We start from the raw sequence: 15663 nt of genomic DNA, 5'->3' as shown, positions 1-15663 counted from the left end.
TGCCCTCCACGCCCCCGGCTGCAACGCCGGCGCCCGCAACCGGGCGCTACCCCCAGGTCGCCATGGTCGGCGGCGGTCAGCTGGCCCGGATGACCCACCAGGCCGCGATCGCGCTCGGTCAGCGACTACGGGTGCTGGCCGGAGCGACCGACGAACCGGCGGCTCAGGTCACCCCCGATGTGGTCATCGGATCGCACACCGACCTCGACGATCTGCGTCGGGTCGCGGCCGGGGCCACCGTCTTGACCTTCGATCACGAGCACGTCCCCGGCGAGCTGTTGGACAAGCTGGTGGCCGAGGGAGTCAACGTGGCCCCGCCACCGGCCGCCTTGCGCCACGCCCAGGACAAGCTGGTGATGCGTCGCAAGCTGGCGGCACTGGGGGCTCCGGTGCCCCGGTTCGCCGCGATCGAGACCGCTGCGGGGATGGCGGCCCTCGACGAGTTCGGGGCGCAGACCAGTGGCGCGATGGTGGTGAAGGCGGCCCGGGGCGGTTACGACGGGCGCGGGGTGTCGATCGTCGACGATGCGGCCGGGGCGCGGGCCGCCGTCGCCGACTATCTGGCCTCCGGGGTGCCGGTGCTGGTCGAGGAGCGGGTGGCGATGCGGCGGGAGCTCTCCGCGCTGGTCGCCCGATCACCATTCGGCCAGGGCGCGGCGTGGCCGGTGGTGGAGACGGTGCAGCAAGACGGGATCTGCGTGGCGGTGATCGCGCCGGCCCCCGAGCTGTCCGACGAGTCGGCGGCCGCCGCACAGCAACTGGCGCTGCGGCTGGCCGATGAGCTCGGCGTGGTCGGGGTGCTCGCCGTCGAACTCTTCGAGACGGTGGACGGCGAGTTGCTGGTCAACGAGCTGGCGATGCGGCCGCACAACTCCGGGCACTGGACCATGGACGGCGCGGCCACCAGCCAGTTCGAACAGCATCTGCGCGCCGTACTGGACTATCCGCTCGGCGCCACCGACCCGGTGGTGCCGGTGACCGTGATGGCCAACGTGCTCGGCGCGCCCGAGCCGCCGGCGATGACGATCGACGAACGACTTCACCACCTGTTCGCCCGCTATCCCGACGCGCGCGTGCACCTCTACGGCAAGGATGAGCGGCCCGGCCGCAAGATCGGGCACATCAACCTGCTCGGTGACGATGCGGCAGGTTCGGCGGAGCTGCGTGAGCGAGCTGAAAGCGCGGCACACTGGTTGTCGCACGGAATCTGGACGGACGGATGGGACCCGCATGAGTGAGCACAAGCCCGGTCCCCGGGTCGGCGTGATCATGGGCAGCGACAGCGACTGGTCGGTGATGGAGGAGGCGGCCATGGCGCTGGCCGAGTTCGACATCCCGTTCGAGGTCGGGGTGGTCTCGGCGCACCGCACCCCGCAACGGATGTTCGACTACGCCCGTGACGCCGCCGGCCGCGGCATCGAGGTGATCGTCGCCGGGGCGGGCGGGGCGGCGCATCTGCCCGGGATGGTGGCTTCGGCCACACCGCTGCCGGTGATCGGCGTTCCGGTTCCGCTGGCGCGCCTGGACGGACTGGACTCGTTGCTGTCGATCGTGCAGATGCCGGCCGGGGTGCCCGTGGCCACCGTTTCCATCGGCGGCGCACGCAACGCCGGTTTGCTGGCAGTGCGAATCCTGGCCGCCGCCGACCCGGCGCTACGGGCCCGGATGGCGGCTTTCCAGCAGCAGCTGGCGGACACCGTGCTTGCGAAGGACGCCGCACTTCAAGGTAAAGTTACCGGCGAGTAGCTTAGGAGGCTGTCATGGCTGGGTGGGCCGGAAATCCCTCGTTCGACCTGTTCCAACTCCCCGAAGAGCACGACGAGTTGCGGGCCGCGATCCGCGCCTTGGCCGAGAAGGAGATCGCTCCGTACGCCAAGGAGGTCGACGAGCAGGCCCGCTTCCCCGAGGAGGCGTTGGCGGCACTGAATTCGTCGGGTTTCAATGCGGTGCACGTGCCCGAGGCCTATGGCGGGCAGGGTGCGGACTCGGTGGCGGCCTGCATCGTGATCGAGGAAGTCGCGCGCGTCGACGCATCTGCATCATTGATTCCCGCCGTTAACAAGCTGGGCACCATGGGGCTGATCCTGTCTGGCTCCGAGGAGCTGAAGCAGCAGGTGCTGCCGGGCCTGGCCGCCGGTGAGGTGATGGCCTCCTACGCGTTGAGCGAGCGGGAGGCCGGCAGTGACGCCGCGGCGATGCGCACCCGCGCCAAGGCCGACGGCGACGACTGGATCCTCAACGGGTCCAAGTGCTGGATCACCAACGGCGGCAGGTCCAGTTGGTACACCGTGATGGCGGTGACCGACCCCGACTTGGACGCCAACGGCATCTCGGCGTTCATGGTCCACGTCGACGACGAGGGCTTCACCGTCGGGCCCAAGGAGCACAAGCTCGGCATCAAGGGCTCGCCGACCACCGAGTTGTACTTCGAGAACTGCCGCATCCCCGGCGACCGGATCATCGGCGAGCCCGGCACCGGGTTCAAGACCGCGTTGCGGACCCTGGACCACACCCGCCCGACCATCGGCGCGCAGGCCGTCGGCATCGCGCAGGGCGCCCTGGACGCCGCGATCGACTACACCAAGGATCGCAAGCAGTTCGGCAAGAACATCAGCAGCTTCCAGGGCGTGCAGTTCATGCTGGCCGACATGGCGATGAAGATCGAGGCGGCCCGGCTGATGGTCTACTCGGCCGCGGCGCGCGCCGAGCGCGGCGAGACCGAGCTGGGCTTCATCTCCGCGGCATCGAAGTGCTTCGCCTCCGATGTGGCCATGGAGGTCACCACCGACGCCGTGCAGTTGTTCGGCGGGGCCGGCTACACCACCGACTTCCCCGTCGAGCGGATGATGCGTGACGCCAAGATCACCCAGATCTACGAGGGCACCAACCAGATTCAGCGTGTCGTGATGAGCCGGCACCTCCTGCGTTAAATTGGCTCGATGACATCCCGGATCGAGACCGCCCGTGCGGCGCGCCAGGCGTTCATCGACACGGTCGACGGACTCAGCGACGCGGAGTTCGACCACGCCACCACGTTGTGCGCGGGCTGGTCACCGCGCGATGTGCTGGCGCACCTGATCGGCACCACCGAGATCGGCCGGTACCTGCGGGCACCGTGGCGGCTGCACAAGATCAACGCCGAGATCGTGGCGGCCGGGCGGCTTCGCGACCGCGACGAGATCATGGCCGCGGGCCGGCGCTGGGCGCAGGTGCCCGACCGGGCGATGGCCGGCTTCCTGCTGGGCGACGTGGCCATGCATCACCAGGACGTGCTGCGCGGGCTGGGGCGGTCCCGGGAGATCCCGCCGGCCGAAGAGGCCGCGATCCTCGCCGAAGGTATGAGCCTGGCCGTGCAGAAGCTGCAGCCGACGTTGCTGCGGTATCGGGTGGAGCCCACCAACGGGATCGGCCGGCCCCGTGGCCGTGGCATCGTGGTCCGTGGCACCGCCGAGGCGCTGGGGCTGTGGCTGGGCGGCAGAGACATATCCGATGTCGAGATCGGCTCCGTTCGCCCCGCCTAGGAGAGCTTCATGCCAGGACTTCTGCCCGACGTCGATCCCGACGGATTGCTGGAGTATTCGGTCGTCTACACCGACCGCGCGCTCAACCACATGTCGGTGCGTTTCCGCGACGTCATGACCGACGTCTCGGCCATGCTGCGTGAGGTGTACCGCGCTGATGCGGCAATCCTGGTGCCCGGCAACGGAACATGCGGCATGGAGGCGGTCGCACGGCAGTTCGCCAATGGTGCCGACGTGCTCGTGGTGCGCAACGGGTTCTTCAGCTACCGGTGGAGTCAGATCCTGGAGACCACCGGCATCACCGACGCCGTTACGGTGCTCACCGCGCGCCCGGCGGGCGACGGCGAACAGGACCCCTGGATGCCCCCCGCCATCGACGAGGTCGAGGAGGCGATCGCGCGCACCCGGCCGGCGGTGGTGTTCGTCCCGCACGTTGAGACCGCCAGTGGAATCCTGCTGCCCGACGACTATCTGGCGCGCGTCGGAGCGGCGACGACGGCGGTGGGCGGCCTGTTCGTACTGGACTGCATCGCCTCCGGTGCGGTCTGGGTCGACATGACAGCGCTCGGTGTCGACGTGTTGGTCACCGCGCCGCAGAAGGGCTGGAGTGCCGAACCGGGCTGCGCCATGGTCGGCCTGTCCGGCCGGGCGCTGGCGGCCCTGGAGCGCACCCGGAGCACCAGCTTCGCGCTGGACCTCAAGAAGTGGCGGGAGATCATGGCGGCCTACGAGAACGGTGGCCATGCCTATCACGCGACCATGCCGACCGGGGTCATCGGCCGGCTGCGCGACGCCATGGCCGAGACCCGCGACCGCGGTTTCGGCGAGGTGGCCGACCGGCAGTTCACCCTGGGGCGCAAGGTGCGTGCGCTGCTGGCCGAACGTGGCTTCCCCAGCGTGGCCGCACCGGGCTTCGAAGCCCCCGGGGTGGTAGTCAGCTACACCACCGACCCCGAGATCCGCTCCGGGAGAAAGTTTCTGGGGCAAGGGCTGCAGACGGCCGCCGGGGTGCCGCTGCAATGCGGCGAGCCGGCGACATTCAGCACCTTCCGGGTGGGGCTGTTCGGCCTGGACAAGCTGGCCGACATCGAGGGGACCGTCGCGCGGCTTTGCTCCGCGATCGACCGGATCAGCTGAGCCCGGGCGCCATGACCGAAGCCGATCCGGCCCGCGCATCGAGCATCTACCTGGCCGCCGCCGAGGGCGGCACCGGCAAGGCCGTCATCGCGCTGGGGCTGCTGCACCTGTTGGCCGCCTCGTCGGCGCGGGTGGGGGTGTTCCGCCCGATCGTCCGCTCCCTCGAGCGGCCCGATGAGCAACTCGAGCTGCTACTGGCGCACGCCACCGCCAGGATCGACGACCACGGCAGCTGTCGCGGCGTGACCTACCAGCAGGTCTACGCCGACCGGGAAGCCGCGCTGGGCGAGATCGTCACCCGGTTCCACGAGGTGGCGCGCCACTGCGACACGGTGTTGGTGGTCGGCAGCGACTACAGCGACGTGGTCAACCCGAGCGAGTTGACGTTCAACGCCCGCGTCGCGGTGAACCTCGACGCGCCGCTGGTGCTGGCCATCAACGGTCACAACCGAGGGGCGCAAGACATCGCGGAGATCACCGCGCGCTGCCTGGCCGAGGCGACGGCCGTACATGCGCGCCCGGCGGCGGTGATCGCCAACCGCTGCGACCCCGACCGGTTGCGACAGATCACCGAGGCGATCTCGGGTCAGCCGGCCGCCGCCGACCTCCCGGCGTTCGCCGTTCCGGAGGTGGCGCTGCTATCGGCGCCGACGATGGCCGAGCTCTGCGCGGCGCTCGACGGCACCGTCTACAGCGGTGACCCGGAGCTGCTGCGCCGGGAGGCGCTGAGCGTCATGGTCGGCGGCATGACCGCCGAGAACATCCTGGACCGGCTCACCGAGGGCCAGGTGGTGATCGTGCCGGCCGATCGTTCCGACGTACTGCTGGCGTTGGTGAACGCCCATGATGCACAGGGCTTTCCGTCGCTGGCCGGGATCATTCTCAACGGCGGGCTGCTGCCGCACCCGGCCATCGACAAGCTGGTCAAGGGGCTGCGCCCCACGCTGCCGCTGATCGCCACCGGCCACCGCACCTATGACACCGCCGAGCAGGTGTCGCACACCAGGTCCCGGATCACCGTCGATTCGCTGCGCAAGATCGACACCGCACTGCAGGTGATGGCCGACCACGTCGATGGCGCCGAACTGGCCGAACGGATCCGGGTCCCGGCGTCGACGGTGGTGACCCCGCAGATGTTCGAGTACCGGCTGCTGGAACGGGCCCGGGCCGACCGCCGCCACATCGTGCTGCCGGAGGCCACCGATGACCGGATCCTGTTGGCCGCCGGCCGGTTGCTGTCGCGCGGCATCGTGGACCTGACGCTGCTCGGGGTGGAGGATGTGGTGCGCGGGCGCGGCGCCGAACTCGGCGTCGACCTGGCTGCGGCGCAGGTGGTCGACCCGGCCAGCAGCGGGCTGCTGGATTCGTTCGGTGCGGAATACACCCAGCTGCGCGCCCACAAGGGCATGACCGAGGACCGCGCCCGCGAGATCATGCGCGACATCTCCTATTTCGGCACCATGATGGTGCAACTCGGTATCGCCGACGGCATGGTGTCCGGTGCGGCGCACACCACCGCCCACACCATCCGGCCGGCGTTCGAGATCATCCGGACCGCGCCGGGGGTGTCGACGGTGTCCAGTGTGTTCCTGATGTGCCTGTCGGACCGGGTGCTGGCCTACGGCGACTGTGCGGTGGTGCCCGATCCGACCGTCGAGCAACTCGCCGATATCGCCATCTCATCGGCGGCCACCGCCGCGGCGTTCGGTATCGAACCCCGGGTGGCGCTGCTGTCGTATTCCACCGGTGAATCCGGGGCCGGGGCGGGTGTCGACAAGGTACGTGCCGCAACGGCATTGGTGCACCAGCGGCGCCCCGATCTGCTCGCCGACGGGCCGATCCAGTACGACGCCGCGGTCGATGCGGGAGTGGCCGCGGCCAAACTGCCGGATTCGGCGGTGGCCGGACGGGCCACCGTGCTGGTCTTCCCCGACCTCAACACCGGCAACAACACCTACAAGGCGGTGCAGCGCAGCGCCGGCGCGGTGGCGATCGGGCCGGTGCTGCAAGGCCTGGCCAAACCGGTCAACGACCTCTCGCGTGGCGCGCTGGTCGACGACATCGTCTACACGGTGGCGATCACCGCGATCCAGGCGCAGGAGGCGGCCCGGTGAGAACGGTGTCGGCCGGGCTGGTGCTGGTGCTCAACTCCGGCTCGTCGTCGATCAAGTTCCGGCTCATCGACCCGGTGGCCGGCACCGCGGTGGTGTCCGGGCTGGTGGAGCAGATCGGTGAGCCTGACTCGGCGGTCACCGACCACGCCGCCGGGCTGCGGCTGATCCATCAACGGCTGGCCGATTCCGGGGTGGACCTCGGTGAGGTTCGAGCGGTAGGCCACCGGGTGGTGCACGGCGGCACCAAATTTCACGCACCGACCCTGATCACTGACGCGGTGGTGGCAGAGATCAAGCGGCTCGCCGAGTTGGCGCCGCTGCACAACCCGCCCAACGCGATCGGCATCGAGGTGGCGCGCGCCGACTTCCCGGACGTACCGCACGTGGCGGTGTTCGACACCGGCTTCTTCCACTCCCTGCCGGCGGCCGCCGCCACCTATGCGATAGACCGCGAGGTGGCAAGCCAGTACGGCATCCGCCGGTACGGGTTCCACGGCACCTCGCACGAGTACGTCTCCGGTGAGGCCGCGCTGTTGCTGGGCCGCGAGCCCGCGGAGGTGAACACCATCGTGTTGCACCTGGGCAACGGTGCGTCGGCGTCGGCGGTGCGGGGCGGGGTGGCCGTCGAGACCTCGATGGGTCTGACGCCGCTCGAGGGGCTGGTGATGGGAACCCGCTGCGGCGACATCGATCCCGGCGTGCTGTTTCATCTCAACCGCACCGCCGGCCTGGGCGTCGACAAGCTCGATGAGTTGCTCAACCGCCGCTCCGGGCTGCAGGGACTGTGCGGGGTCAACGATTTCCGCGAACTGCTACACCAGGTTTCACACGGTTCGCCGGCCGCGAAGCTGGCCTACGACGTCTACATCCACCGGCTGCGCAAGTACATCGGCGCCTACCTGGTGGTGCTGGGCCGCGTCGACGCGATCGCCTTCACCGCGGGAGTGGGGGAGAACGTCGCCGCGGTGCGCGAGGACGCACTGGCCGGCCTGGACGGCCTGGGCATCGTCGTCGACCCGCAGCGCAATCGCGGCGGCAACGGTGCGCGGATCATCTCCGCCGAGCACTCGCGCAGCACTGTGCTGGTGGTTCCCACCAACGAGGAACTGGCGATCGCCCGGGCGGCCTGGCAATTCGTCTGACCCGGCCCCGATGCGCCGGCTCAGCCCGGCGGTTTCTCGCCCAACAGATCCGCGTTGTGCTGGCCGGGTGACGGCGGAGCGCCGGTGGCCACCGCCTCGAACGAGCCGTAGCGGGCCGGGGTTCGCACTACGGTGACCGCGTCGTCGCCGTCGCCGATTCGCAGCGCCAGCCGGTTCTCGGCGAACAGCGCGGTGTCGACGACCTGCTTCCAGGTGTTGGCCAGGCACGCCATCAGGCCGTTGCGCTGCAACCGAGCCACCCATTCGGCCGATGTCGCCGAGGCCAGCGTGGTCTCCAGCTCGTCGGTGAGCTCGGCGTAGTTGATCGACCGGGAGCGCTGATCGGCGAATCGCGGATCCTCGACCAGGTCGGGCCGGCCGATGGTGCGGCACAGGATGTCCCAGTGCTTGGGGGTGTAGGCGCTGATGACGACGTGGCCGTCAGCGGTGGCGAAGGCGTCCGACGGCTGGGTGGCGAAGCCGACGCCCTTGCGGCGCTTGGCCGGCTGCCCGGCCGCGGGGCCGGCGGCAGCGGCCGCCGGCCGGTTCAGGTGCACGGTGAGCTGATTGGCCTGCAGGGCCACCGCCACGTCGTACATCGCCACTTCCACGACGTCGGCGACTCCGTGCCGCTCGCGGTTGAGCAACGCAGCCAGCACCGCCTGGGCCAGCACGTGCCCGCTGGCGTTGTCGACCAGCTGGAACGGGATGATCTGTGGTTTGCCGTCCGGGGTGCGCATGCCCGAGGTCATCCCGGCCTCGGCCGCCACCATCAGGTCGACCCCCGGCCGGTCGCCGTTGGGGCCGTTGCCGCCGTAGGCCGACAACCGCGCGTAGACCAGCTTCGGGTTTCGCGTCCGCAATTCGTCGGGCCCTAGCCCCAGCCGTTCCATCACGCCGGGCCGGAACGCCTCCAGCACGACGTCGGCGGTGTCGACCAACGACAGGATCTGCTGTTTGGGCCCGTCGGCCCGCAGATCGGCGGTCACCGACTTCTTGCCGCGGTTGTTGGGCAGAAAGTAGACGGCCAGCGGCGGACGACCCGGCAGCACCGAGGTGATCTGCCGGCTGGCCTCGCCGCCCGGCGCCTCCACCTTGATGACCTCGGCGCCCAGGTCGGCCAGTACCTGGCCGGCCAGCGGCCCGGCCACGTTCTGGGTGAAGTCCAGCACGCGGAATCCGTCCAGTGGTCTCGGTCCCGAATCGTCGGTCATCTGCTCAGCCCTCTCCGATGCCGGCCGGACGGCCCGGCGAGCCGACGTCCGGCGATGATGAGCAACACCATGAACACGATAGGCACAGTGCCCGGATCCCGGGCGTATGCCGATGCCCGATCCGCTTGAGTCGGGGTAAGGTTCGGTGCTGTGAAATCCGGCCGATGGTCTGTGTTGCCGACCCTGCTCGCTGTTGGCGCACTTGCCGTTTCGGCGTGCGGTGGCTCCGCTGAGGAGGCGGGCCCGCCGGCCGGGCCGGAGTCGACGGTGGATTGCGGCGGCAAGCAGGACCTGCATGCCGCCGGTTCGGTTGCCCAGCAGAACGCGATCGCACAGTTCGGCTACGCCTACAGCCGGGCCTGCCCGGGGCAGACGCTGAACTACACCGCCAACGGCTCGAGTGCCGGGGTCGACGACTTCCTCGCCGCCGAGACCGACTTCGCCGGCACCGATGTGGCGCTGGATCCGGCCAAAGGGCAGCCGGAACGGGCCGCGGAGCGGTGCGGATCACCGGCATGGCACCTGCCGACGGTGTTCGGCCCGATCGCGGTCACCTTCCACATCAGCGGAGTCGGCGCGCTCAACCTCGACGGCCCGACCGTGGCGAAGATCTTCAACGGCACGATCGGCACCTGGGACAACCCCGCCATCAAGGCGCTCAATGCGGGTGTGGCGCTGCCGTCGACACCCATCCACGTGGTGTACCGCAGCGACAAGTCCGGGCTCACGGCCAACTTCCAGCGCTATCTCGAGAGCGCCTCGGACGGCGCCTGGTACGCCGCCGACGGCGAGACGTTCAACGGCGGCGTCGGCGAGGGCGCCGTCGGCAACAACGGCACCTCGGCGGCGCTGCAGAACACCGACGGCTCCATCAGCTACAGCGAGTGGTCGTTCGCGGCGGGAAAGCAGTTGCCCATGGCCCAGATCATTGCCACCGCCGGCGACCGGCCGGTGTCCATCTCCGCCGAGTCGGTCGGCAAGACGATCGCCGGCGCGAAATTTGCGGCGGGCTCCGGTCACGGCAACGACCTCGTGCTGGACATGTCGTCGCTGTACAAGCCGAGCACGCCGGGCGCCTACCCGATCGTGTCGGCGACCTATCAGCTCGTCTGCTCGAAGTACGCCGACGCCGCCACCGCAACAGCGGTCAGGGCGTTCCTGCAGGCCGCGGTCGGTCCCGGACAGGACGGCCTGGACCAGTACGGGTCGATCCCGTTGCCGGAAGCCTTCGCGGCCAAGGTGCTGGCCGCGGTGAACGCCGTCTCCTGACCGGTTGGCGGGTCGGCACCCACTAGGCTGATAGCCGGTCTTTCGCCGCGGATTCGCGGCACGGTGGTGCGCTGCGGTCGAAAGGAGTGTCGTCGGTGAACAACACCGAGCCCGGTTCGCGGGCCGGGTCACGGTTCGGCCCCTACCAGCTCGGCGACCTGCTGGGCCACGGCATCGTGGGTGAGGTCTACCGGGCCGAGGACACCCGCACCGACGAAATGGTGGCGCTGAAGCTGATCTCCGAATCGTTCTCCGGCGACGAGGCGTTCCGCAATCGGCTGGAAGACGAGGCCGAAGCCGCCGGTCAGTTGACCGAACCGCACGTGGTGTCGATCCGGGCCTACGGCGAGATCGACGATCTGCTGTACGTGGAGACCGACCTGGTCGAAGGCACCGACCTGGCCACCGTGTTGGCCGACGGCGGCCCGTTGAGCCCGCCGCGGGCGGTGGCCGTGGTGCGGCAGATCGCCGCGGCGCTGGACGCCGCCCACAACGCCGACGTCGTCCACCGCGATGTCAAACCCGCCAACATCCTGGTCACCGACGACGACCTGGCCTACCTGATGGACTTCGGGGTGGCCGCGGCGATCGCCGACCCCGGGAAGCCCGTCGACCCGGCGACCGGCTCGGTGGCCTATATGGCGCCCGAACGGCTGACCGGCGAGCAGGTCACCCACCTCGCCGATATCTACGCACTGGCCGCCGTGCTGGCCGAGTGCCTGAGCGGAGTGCCCGCGTTCACCGCCGACACCGTCGACGCCGCGCTGCAGGAACGCCGGACGGCCGCCGCCCCTCGCCCCAGCAGGGCGCGCCCGGGACGCGTTCCCGCCGCCATCGACGACGTGCTGGCCCGCGGCATGGCCCGCAAACCCGAGGACCGCTACAGCAGCGCCGGGGAGCTGGCCGCCGCCGCCTACCAGGCGCTGACCGAGCCCGAACGCCATCAGGTGAGCAGGATCCTGCGGCGAGGCGAACCGGCGCTGCACCTGTCCGGCGGTCTGGAACCCGAGACCAGGCCCGACGCCCGCCCCGACACCGGAGTCGGCGGCTGGGGCGGACCGTTCCCGGTGTCCCCGCTGCTGCAGACCGACCCGGCCGCCGAGACCCCGCCGATGCCGACCGCGTCGCGTCGCCGCCGATCACCAGCCAGGACTGGCCGGTGGCGGCGGGTTCGGCGGCTTCGCGGCCGCCTGATTCGCTTTCCGGCCAGCTCAGCTCGCACCACCACTCCGCGGGTACCGCGCCGGTGCTGCCCGCCGCGGGAGCCACGCCGGAGGCGGCCGGCCCAGGGCTGCGCCGGATCTCCACGGTGTCGATCCAGTGTCGGGTGTGCTGCCACGGTGTTGCGGGCAGCACCGGGTGCGGTTCGGGCGGATGCGGGGTCTGCGGCGGCTGAGCGGTGTGGGTGCGGTTGAGGTTGGTGTGGAAGCTGATCGCGTCGTCGGCGTTGCGGGTCAGGGTTCCGACGCTGTGGTGGTGGCCGCCGAGCGACTCGCACGTGTCGGCGATCGCGTGCGTCAGGATCGGGTGCGCGCTGACCTCGACGAACGTGGTGTGTTCTGCGGCCGCGGCGGCGATGGCCTGGGCCAGCAGCGCAGGCTGGCGGACGTTGCTGACCCAGTAGTCGGCGTCCAGCAGTGGCATACCCCCGGCCGGCATGGCGGTCTCGGTCACGGTGGAGAAGAACGGGATGGTGGCGACCTCGGGAGTCAGGCCCGCCAGTGCCGCTTGCAGTTCGGGCAGGATCGGATCCATCAACGCGGTGTGCGAAGCGACTTCCATGTTGACCCGCCGGGCGAACTTGTTTCCGGCGCTGACCGCCGCGATGACGGCATCCACCGGCGCCACCGGGCCGGCCACCACGGTCTGCTTGGGCGACAGGTAACCGGCCACGCTGACGTCGGGGTAGCCGGCCAGCAGCGCCTCGGTGGCCTCGCTGTCCAGGTTGAGCAGCGCCACCGCGCCCTGCCCGGCCTGCTGCGACATCAACCGGGAACGGGCCGCGATCACCCGGAATCCATCGGCCGTGCTCAGTGCCCCGGCGACGACCGCCGCGGTCACCTCACCCATGGAGTGGCCGATGACGGCGTCGGGGTGCACCCCGTGGGAGCGCCACAGTTCGGTCAGGGCCAGTTGCAGTCCCATCAGGACGGGCTGCACCTGCGCGTCACCGCTGATCGCTTCACCGCCGGAGATCACCTGCCACAGCGAGAATCCGACGTGTTCGACGAACACCGGTTCCAGCAGCGCCAGTGCGCGGGCGAACGCCGGTTCGTCGGTGAGCAGTTGCCGGCCCATGCCGGCCCAGTGCGAGCCCTGCCCGGAGTACACGAACACGGTGCCCGGCCCGCACGGCCCGTCGTGCGGGCCGACAACGCCGCTACCGGACCCGTCGCCGGAGGTGCCGGCGGCCAGCGCCTGCAAACCGCGCACCGCCTGCTCCCGGTCGCGGGCGCATACGGTGGCGAACTGCGCCTGCCTGGCGCGGTGGTGGTTGAGGGTGTGCGCGACGTCGGGCAGTTCGATCTCGGCGCCGTCGCCCGCCAGCCAGGCGGCCAGGTCGCCGGCGGTCGCGGCGATCCGCTCCGGGGTCCGCCCCGAGATCACCAGCGTCGTGACCGCCGGATCGGGTTCGCGCGCAGCGATTTTGGCGGGCGGCGCCTGCTCGATCACCACGTGGGCGTTGGTGCCGCCGAAGCCGAACGAGGAGACGCCGGCGCGTCGCGGGTGCTCGGTGGACGGCCAGGGCTGTTGTTCGGCGACGACCTTCAGGCGCAGCTGGTCGAACGAGATGTGCGGGTTGGGCGTGTTGAAGTGCAGGTTGCGCGGGATCTGCCCCCGTTGCACGGCCAGCACCGACTTGATGAAGCCGACCATGCCCGCGGCCGCTTCCAGGTGGCCGAGGTTCGACTTGGCGGCGCCGAGCAGCAGCGGCGCATCCACCGGGCGTCCCCGTCCCAGCACCGTGCCCAGCGCCCGCGCCTCGATCGGGTCGCCGAGCAGCGTTCCGGTGCCGTGGGTTTCGACGTAGTCGACTTCCTGCGGCGTGATCCCGGCGTCGGCGTAGGCCGAGCGCAACACCGCCATCTGGGCGGCCGGATTGGGTGCCAGCAGGCCGTTGGAGTGGCCGTCGGAGTTGATCGCCGATCCGCGGACCACCGCCAGCACCCGGTCGCCGTCGCGGCGCGCGTCGGACAGCCGCTTGAGCACCACCACACCGCAGCCCTCACCGCGGACGAAGCCGTCGGCGTCCGCGTCGAATGCGTGGCATGCGCCGGTCGTCGACAGGGCGCCGCTCTGGTCGAAACCGCGGAACACCGCCGGGGACATCAGCAGGTTCACCCCGCCGGCGATGGCGGTCTCACACTCCCCGGTCCGCAGGCTCCGGCACGCCAGGTGCAGGGCGACCAGCGATGAGGAGCACGCGGTGTCCACCGTCACCGAGGGCCCGCGCAGGTCCAGGAAGTACGAGAGCCGGTTGGCGATGATGCTCAGGGCGCCGCCGGCGTTGCTCCAGGCGTCCACGCCGGTCAGGTCGGCCGACGCGTGACAGCCGTACTCGGTGATGCTGGCCCCGACGTACACGCCGGTCTGCGAGCGCCGCAACGAGGTTGCCGGAATTCCGGCGTGCTCCAACGCTTCCCACGCCACTTCCAGCAGCAGTCGCTGCTGCGGGTCCATCTTGACGGCTTCCCGGCTGGAGATCTCGAAGAACTCTGCATCGAAGGCCGCGATGTCGCTCAAGAACGAGCCCCAGCGGGTGGTGCGGGCGATGGCGCTCGAGACCTCCGGCGACCCGTCGTCGAACGGCGCCCACCGATCGGCCGGCACTTCGGTGACCGCGTTGCCGCCGTCGATCAGGAACTGCCACAGCGCATCCGGCGAGTTGATATCACCGGGGAACCGGCAACCCAGGCCGATCACCGCGATGGGCTCGTCGGTGCCGAACCGGCCGGGCTCGGGTCCGGTCTCCTCGTCGGCGGACTCCGGCTCGATGAGGAACCGCGCCAACTCGGTGACCGACGGATGCTGCCAGAGCTCCACCGGCGACACTTTGCGGCCGAGCAGCTCCGACAGCTCACCGCAGAGCACCACAGCGTCGCGGGACCCGACGCCCAGATCGTTCAGCGACGCGTTGAAGTCGATCTCGTCGGGGCTGCAACCGATATTGGTGACCAGATAGTCGGCCAACCAGTGGCGCAGGGCTTCTTCGTCAAATGCTGCGGTCATGAGGGGAACCCGATTCCCACTAGATCCCGTCCCATCCGGCCGGAGCCGATTCCACGCTGTCGAACAGCTCATTCAACACACTGTCGGCCGACTCGGTCAGCTCGCCGCCGGCGGCAGCCGGGTCGTCGCCGGAGTCCTCCTGCGGCAGCAGTTTGCCGGTCAGGTGGGCAGCCAGCGCCGCAGTCGTCGGGTGGTTCCACAGCATCGTCGCCGACAGCTCCAGGCCGACCAGCGCTTCGATGTCGCGCCGGACCGCCATGGCCATCACCGAGTTAAGGCCGAGCTCGGCAAACGGCCGGTCCAGCGCCAGCTCGGCCTCCGGCATACGAAGCTCGCGGGCCAGGATGCTGCGCAACCCGATTTCCAGCTCGCTGAGTATCTCATCGGCGGGTAGTTGCGCCCAGTCGCGGGTCGGTCCGCCGGCGTCGGCAGCGGAGGATCCCGGCTTCCCGACGGCGCCTTCCCGGGGCAGCGGAACCATCACTGCCTGGGCGACGTCGTAGTGCTCGACGTGGTCCCAGGCGGCGAAGGCCTCGGCCGGGGAGATCGGCCGGGAGCCCATCCGCTCCAACTCGTGCAGCACGACGTGGGCCTCGGCGCCGAAGCCGAGGTCTTTCCATGCCACCCAGTCCAGGCTGACGCTGTGGCAGCCCCGCCGGTGCCGGGCGCGGGCCAGCCCGTCGAGGTAGGCGTTCGCACTCGCGTAGGCGCCCTGGCCGGGCACCCCGAATACCGCGCCCGCCGCGGCGGTCATGAAGAAGAAGTCCACGCTCGCCGGCGGGAACAGTTCGTGCAACACCTGGGCGCCGGCGATCTTCGGCCACATGGTGGCCCGCAGCCGGTCGTCGTCGACCTCGGTCAGCAGCTGCCCCTCGGTGATACCGGCGGCGTGGATGATGCCCCGAATCGGCGGTGCGCCGGCGGCATCCCGGCGAGCCAGCAGTTCGGCCACCGCCTCTCGGGAGCCGATGTCGAGCGCGGCCACGTCGACGCTGACACCGCGGCGTTCCAGCGCGCGGATGGCGGCGATCCGGCG

At 70.3% G+C, this 15663-nt stretch carries 11 protein-coding genes and 1 pseudogene; 9 read left to right on the top strand and 3 right to left on the bottom strand.

Annotation, left to right across the window (positions count from 1 at the left end; translation table 11 throughout):
- Positions 1–62: 62 nt before the first annotated feature.
- Genes DQP56_RS09480 through DQP56_RS09450 form a run of 7 tightly spaced genes read left to right on the top strand, consistent with a single transcriptional unit; the run spans position 63 to position 7914 of the window.
- On the top strand, positions 63–1238 hold the full coding sequence (locus DQP56_RS09480; RefSeq protein ID WP_112684803.1) for a 5-(carboxyamino)imidazole ribonucleotide synthase: 1176 nt from the start codon (positions 63–65) through the stop codon (positions 1236–1238).
- Positions 1231–1746 (top strand): 5-(carboxyamino)imidazole ribonucleotide mutase, encoded by a 516-nt coding sequence (gene purE / locus DQP56_RS09475; RefSeq protein ID WP_083035963.1) that lies wholly within the window; start codon positions 1231–1233, stop codon positions 1744–1746. Before DQP56_RS09480 ends, purE begins: the two co-directional genes overlap by 8 nt.
- 14 nt (positions 1747–1760) lie before the next feature.
- Positions 1761–2930, top strand: coding sequence for an acyl-CoA dehydrogenase (locus DQP56_RS09470; protein ID WP_112684801.1), 1170 nt, complete (start codon positions 1761–1763; stop codon positions 2928–2930).
- 9 nt (positions 2931–2939) lie between these two features.
- Positions 2940–3521, top strand: a complete 582-nt coding sequence (locus DQP56_RS09465; protein ID WP_112684799.1) for a maleylpyruvate isomerase family mycothiol-dependent enzyme — start codon at positions 2940–2942, stop codon at positions 3519–3521.
- A 9-nt stretch (positions 3522–3530) separates the two neighbouring features.
- Positions 3531–4658: an aminotransferase class V-fold PLP-dependent enzyme gene (locus tag DQP56_RS09460; protein ID WP_112684797.1), complete on the top strand. Its 1128-nt coding sequence runs from the start codon at positions 3531–3533 to the stop codon at positions 4656–4658.
- Between the two features lie 11 nt (positions 4659–4669).
- Positions 4670–6772: a phosphate acetyltransferase gene (pta, locus tag DQP56_RS09455; RefSeq protein WP_112684795.1), complete on the top strand. Its 2103-nt coding sequence runs from the start codon at positions 4670–4672 to the stop codon at positions 6770–6772.
- Positions 6769–7914 (top strand): acetate kinase, encoded by a 1146-nt coding sequence (locus tag DQP56_RS09450; RefSeq protein ID WP_112684793.1) that lies wholly within the window; start codon positions 6769–6771, stop codon positions 7912–7914. The genes pta and DQP56_RS09450 overlap by 4 nt, the downstream gene beginning before the upstream one ends.
- Before the next feature lie 20 nt (positions 7915–7934).
- Here the strand turns inward: DQP56_RS09450 and DQP56_RS09445 are convergent, their stop codons facing one another.
- Positions 7935–9128: a CoA transferase gene (locus DQP56_RS09445; protein ID WP_112684791.1), complete on the bottom strand. Its 1194-nt coding sequence runs from the start codon at positions 9126–9128 to the stop codon at positions 7935–7937.
- Positions 9129–9278: 150 nt separating this feature from the next.
- Between DQP56_RS09445 and pstS the strand changes: the two genes are divergently transcribed.
- Together pstS and DQP56_RS25565 are read left to right on the top strand one after the other, a co-directional pair.
- Positions 9279–10397, top strand: a complete 1119-nt coding sequence (pstS, locus tag DQP56_RS09440; protein WP_165824958.1) for a phosphate ABC transporter substrate-binding protein PstS — start codon at positions 9279–9281, stop codon at positions 10395–10397.
- Between the two features lie 86 nt (positions 10398–10483).
- Positions 10484–11227, top strand: a pseudogene (locus DQP56_RS25565) (serine/threonine-protein kinase); the annotation flags it as partial.
- Here the strand turns inward: DQP56_RS25565 and DQP56_RS09430 are convergent.
- On the bottom strand, positions 11136–14627 hold the full coding sequence (locus DQP56_RS09430) for a type I polyketide synthase (protein ID WP_435673840.1): 3492 nt from the start codon (positions 14625–14627) through the stop codon (positions 11136–11138). The pseudogene DQP56_RS25565 and the gene DQP56_RS09430 sit on opposite strands and share 92 nt — an antisense overlap.
- A 19-nt stretch (positions 14628–14646) precedes the next feature.
- The coding region (locus tag DQP56_RS09425; RefSeq protein WP_114475770.1) for a beta-ketoacyl reductase at positions 14647–15663 on the bottom strand (1017 nt) is incomplete at its 5' end.

Origin of the sequence: Mycolicibacter senuensis (genome assembly GCF_003284925.1) — a bacterium.
GTDB lineage: Bacteria > Actinomycetota > Actinomycetes > Mycobacteriales > Mycobacteriaceae > Mycobacterium > Mycobacterium algericum_A.
The sequence above is the reverse complement of the archived record's forward strand: the minus strand, read 5'-3'. Positions and strand labels throughout refer to the sequence as shown.

Bases quoted from the DNA above. Each gene is read 5' to 3' on its own strand.
- DQP56_RS09480 (WP_112684803.1), top strand. From the start codon at position 63: ATGGTCGGCGGCGGTCAGCTGGCCCGGATGACCCACCAGGCCGCGATC.
- purE (WP_083035963.1), top strand. From the start codon at position 1,231: ATGAGTGAGCACAAGCCCGGTCCCCGGGTCGGCGTGATCATGGGCAGC.
- DQP56_RS09470 (WP_112684801.1), top strand. From the start codon at position 1,761: ATGGCTGGGTGGGCCGGAAATCCCTCGTTCGACCTGTTCCAACTCCCC.
- DQP56_RS09465 (WP_112684799.1), top strand. From the start codon at position 2,940: ATGACATCCCGGATCGAGACCGCCCGTGCGGCGCGCCAGGCGTTCATC.
- DQP56_RS09460 (WP_112684797.1), top strand. From the start codon at position 3,531: ATGCCAGGACTTCTGCCCGACGTCGATCCCGACGGATTGCTGGAGTAT.
- pta (WP_112684795.1), top strand. From the start codon at position 4,670: ATGACCGAAGCCGATCCGGCCCGCGCATCGAGCATCTACCTGGCCGCC.
- DQP56_RS09445 (WP_112684791.1), bottom strand. From the start codon at position 9,128: ATGACCGACGATTCGGGACCGAGACCACTGGACGGATTCCGCGTGCTG.
- DQP56_RS09430 (WP_435673840.1), bottom strand. From the start codon at position 14,627: ATGACCGCAGCATTTGACGAAGAAGCCCTGCGCCACTGGTTGGCCGAC.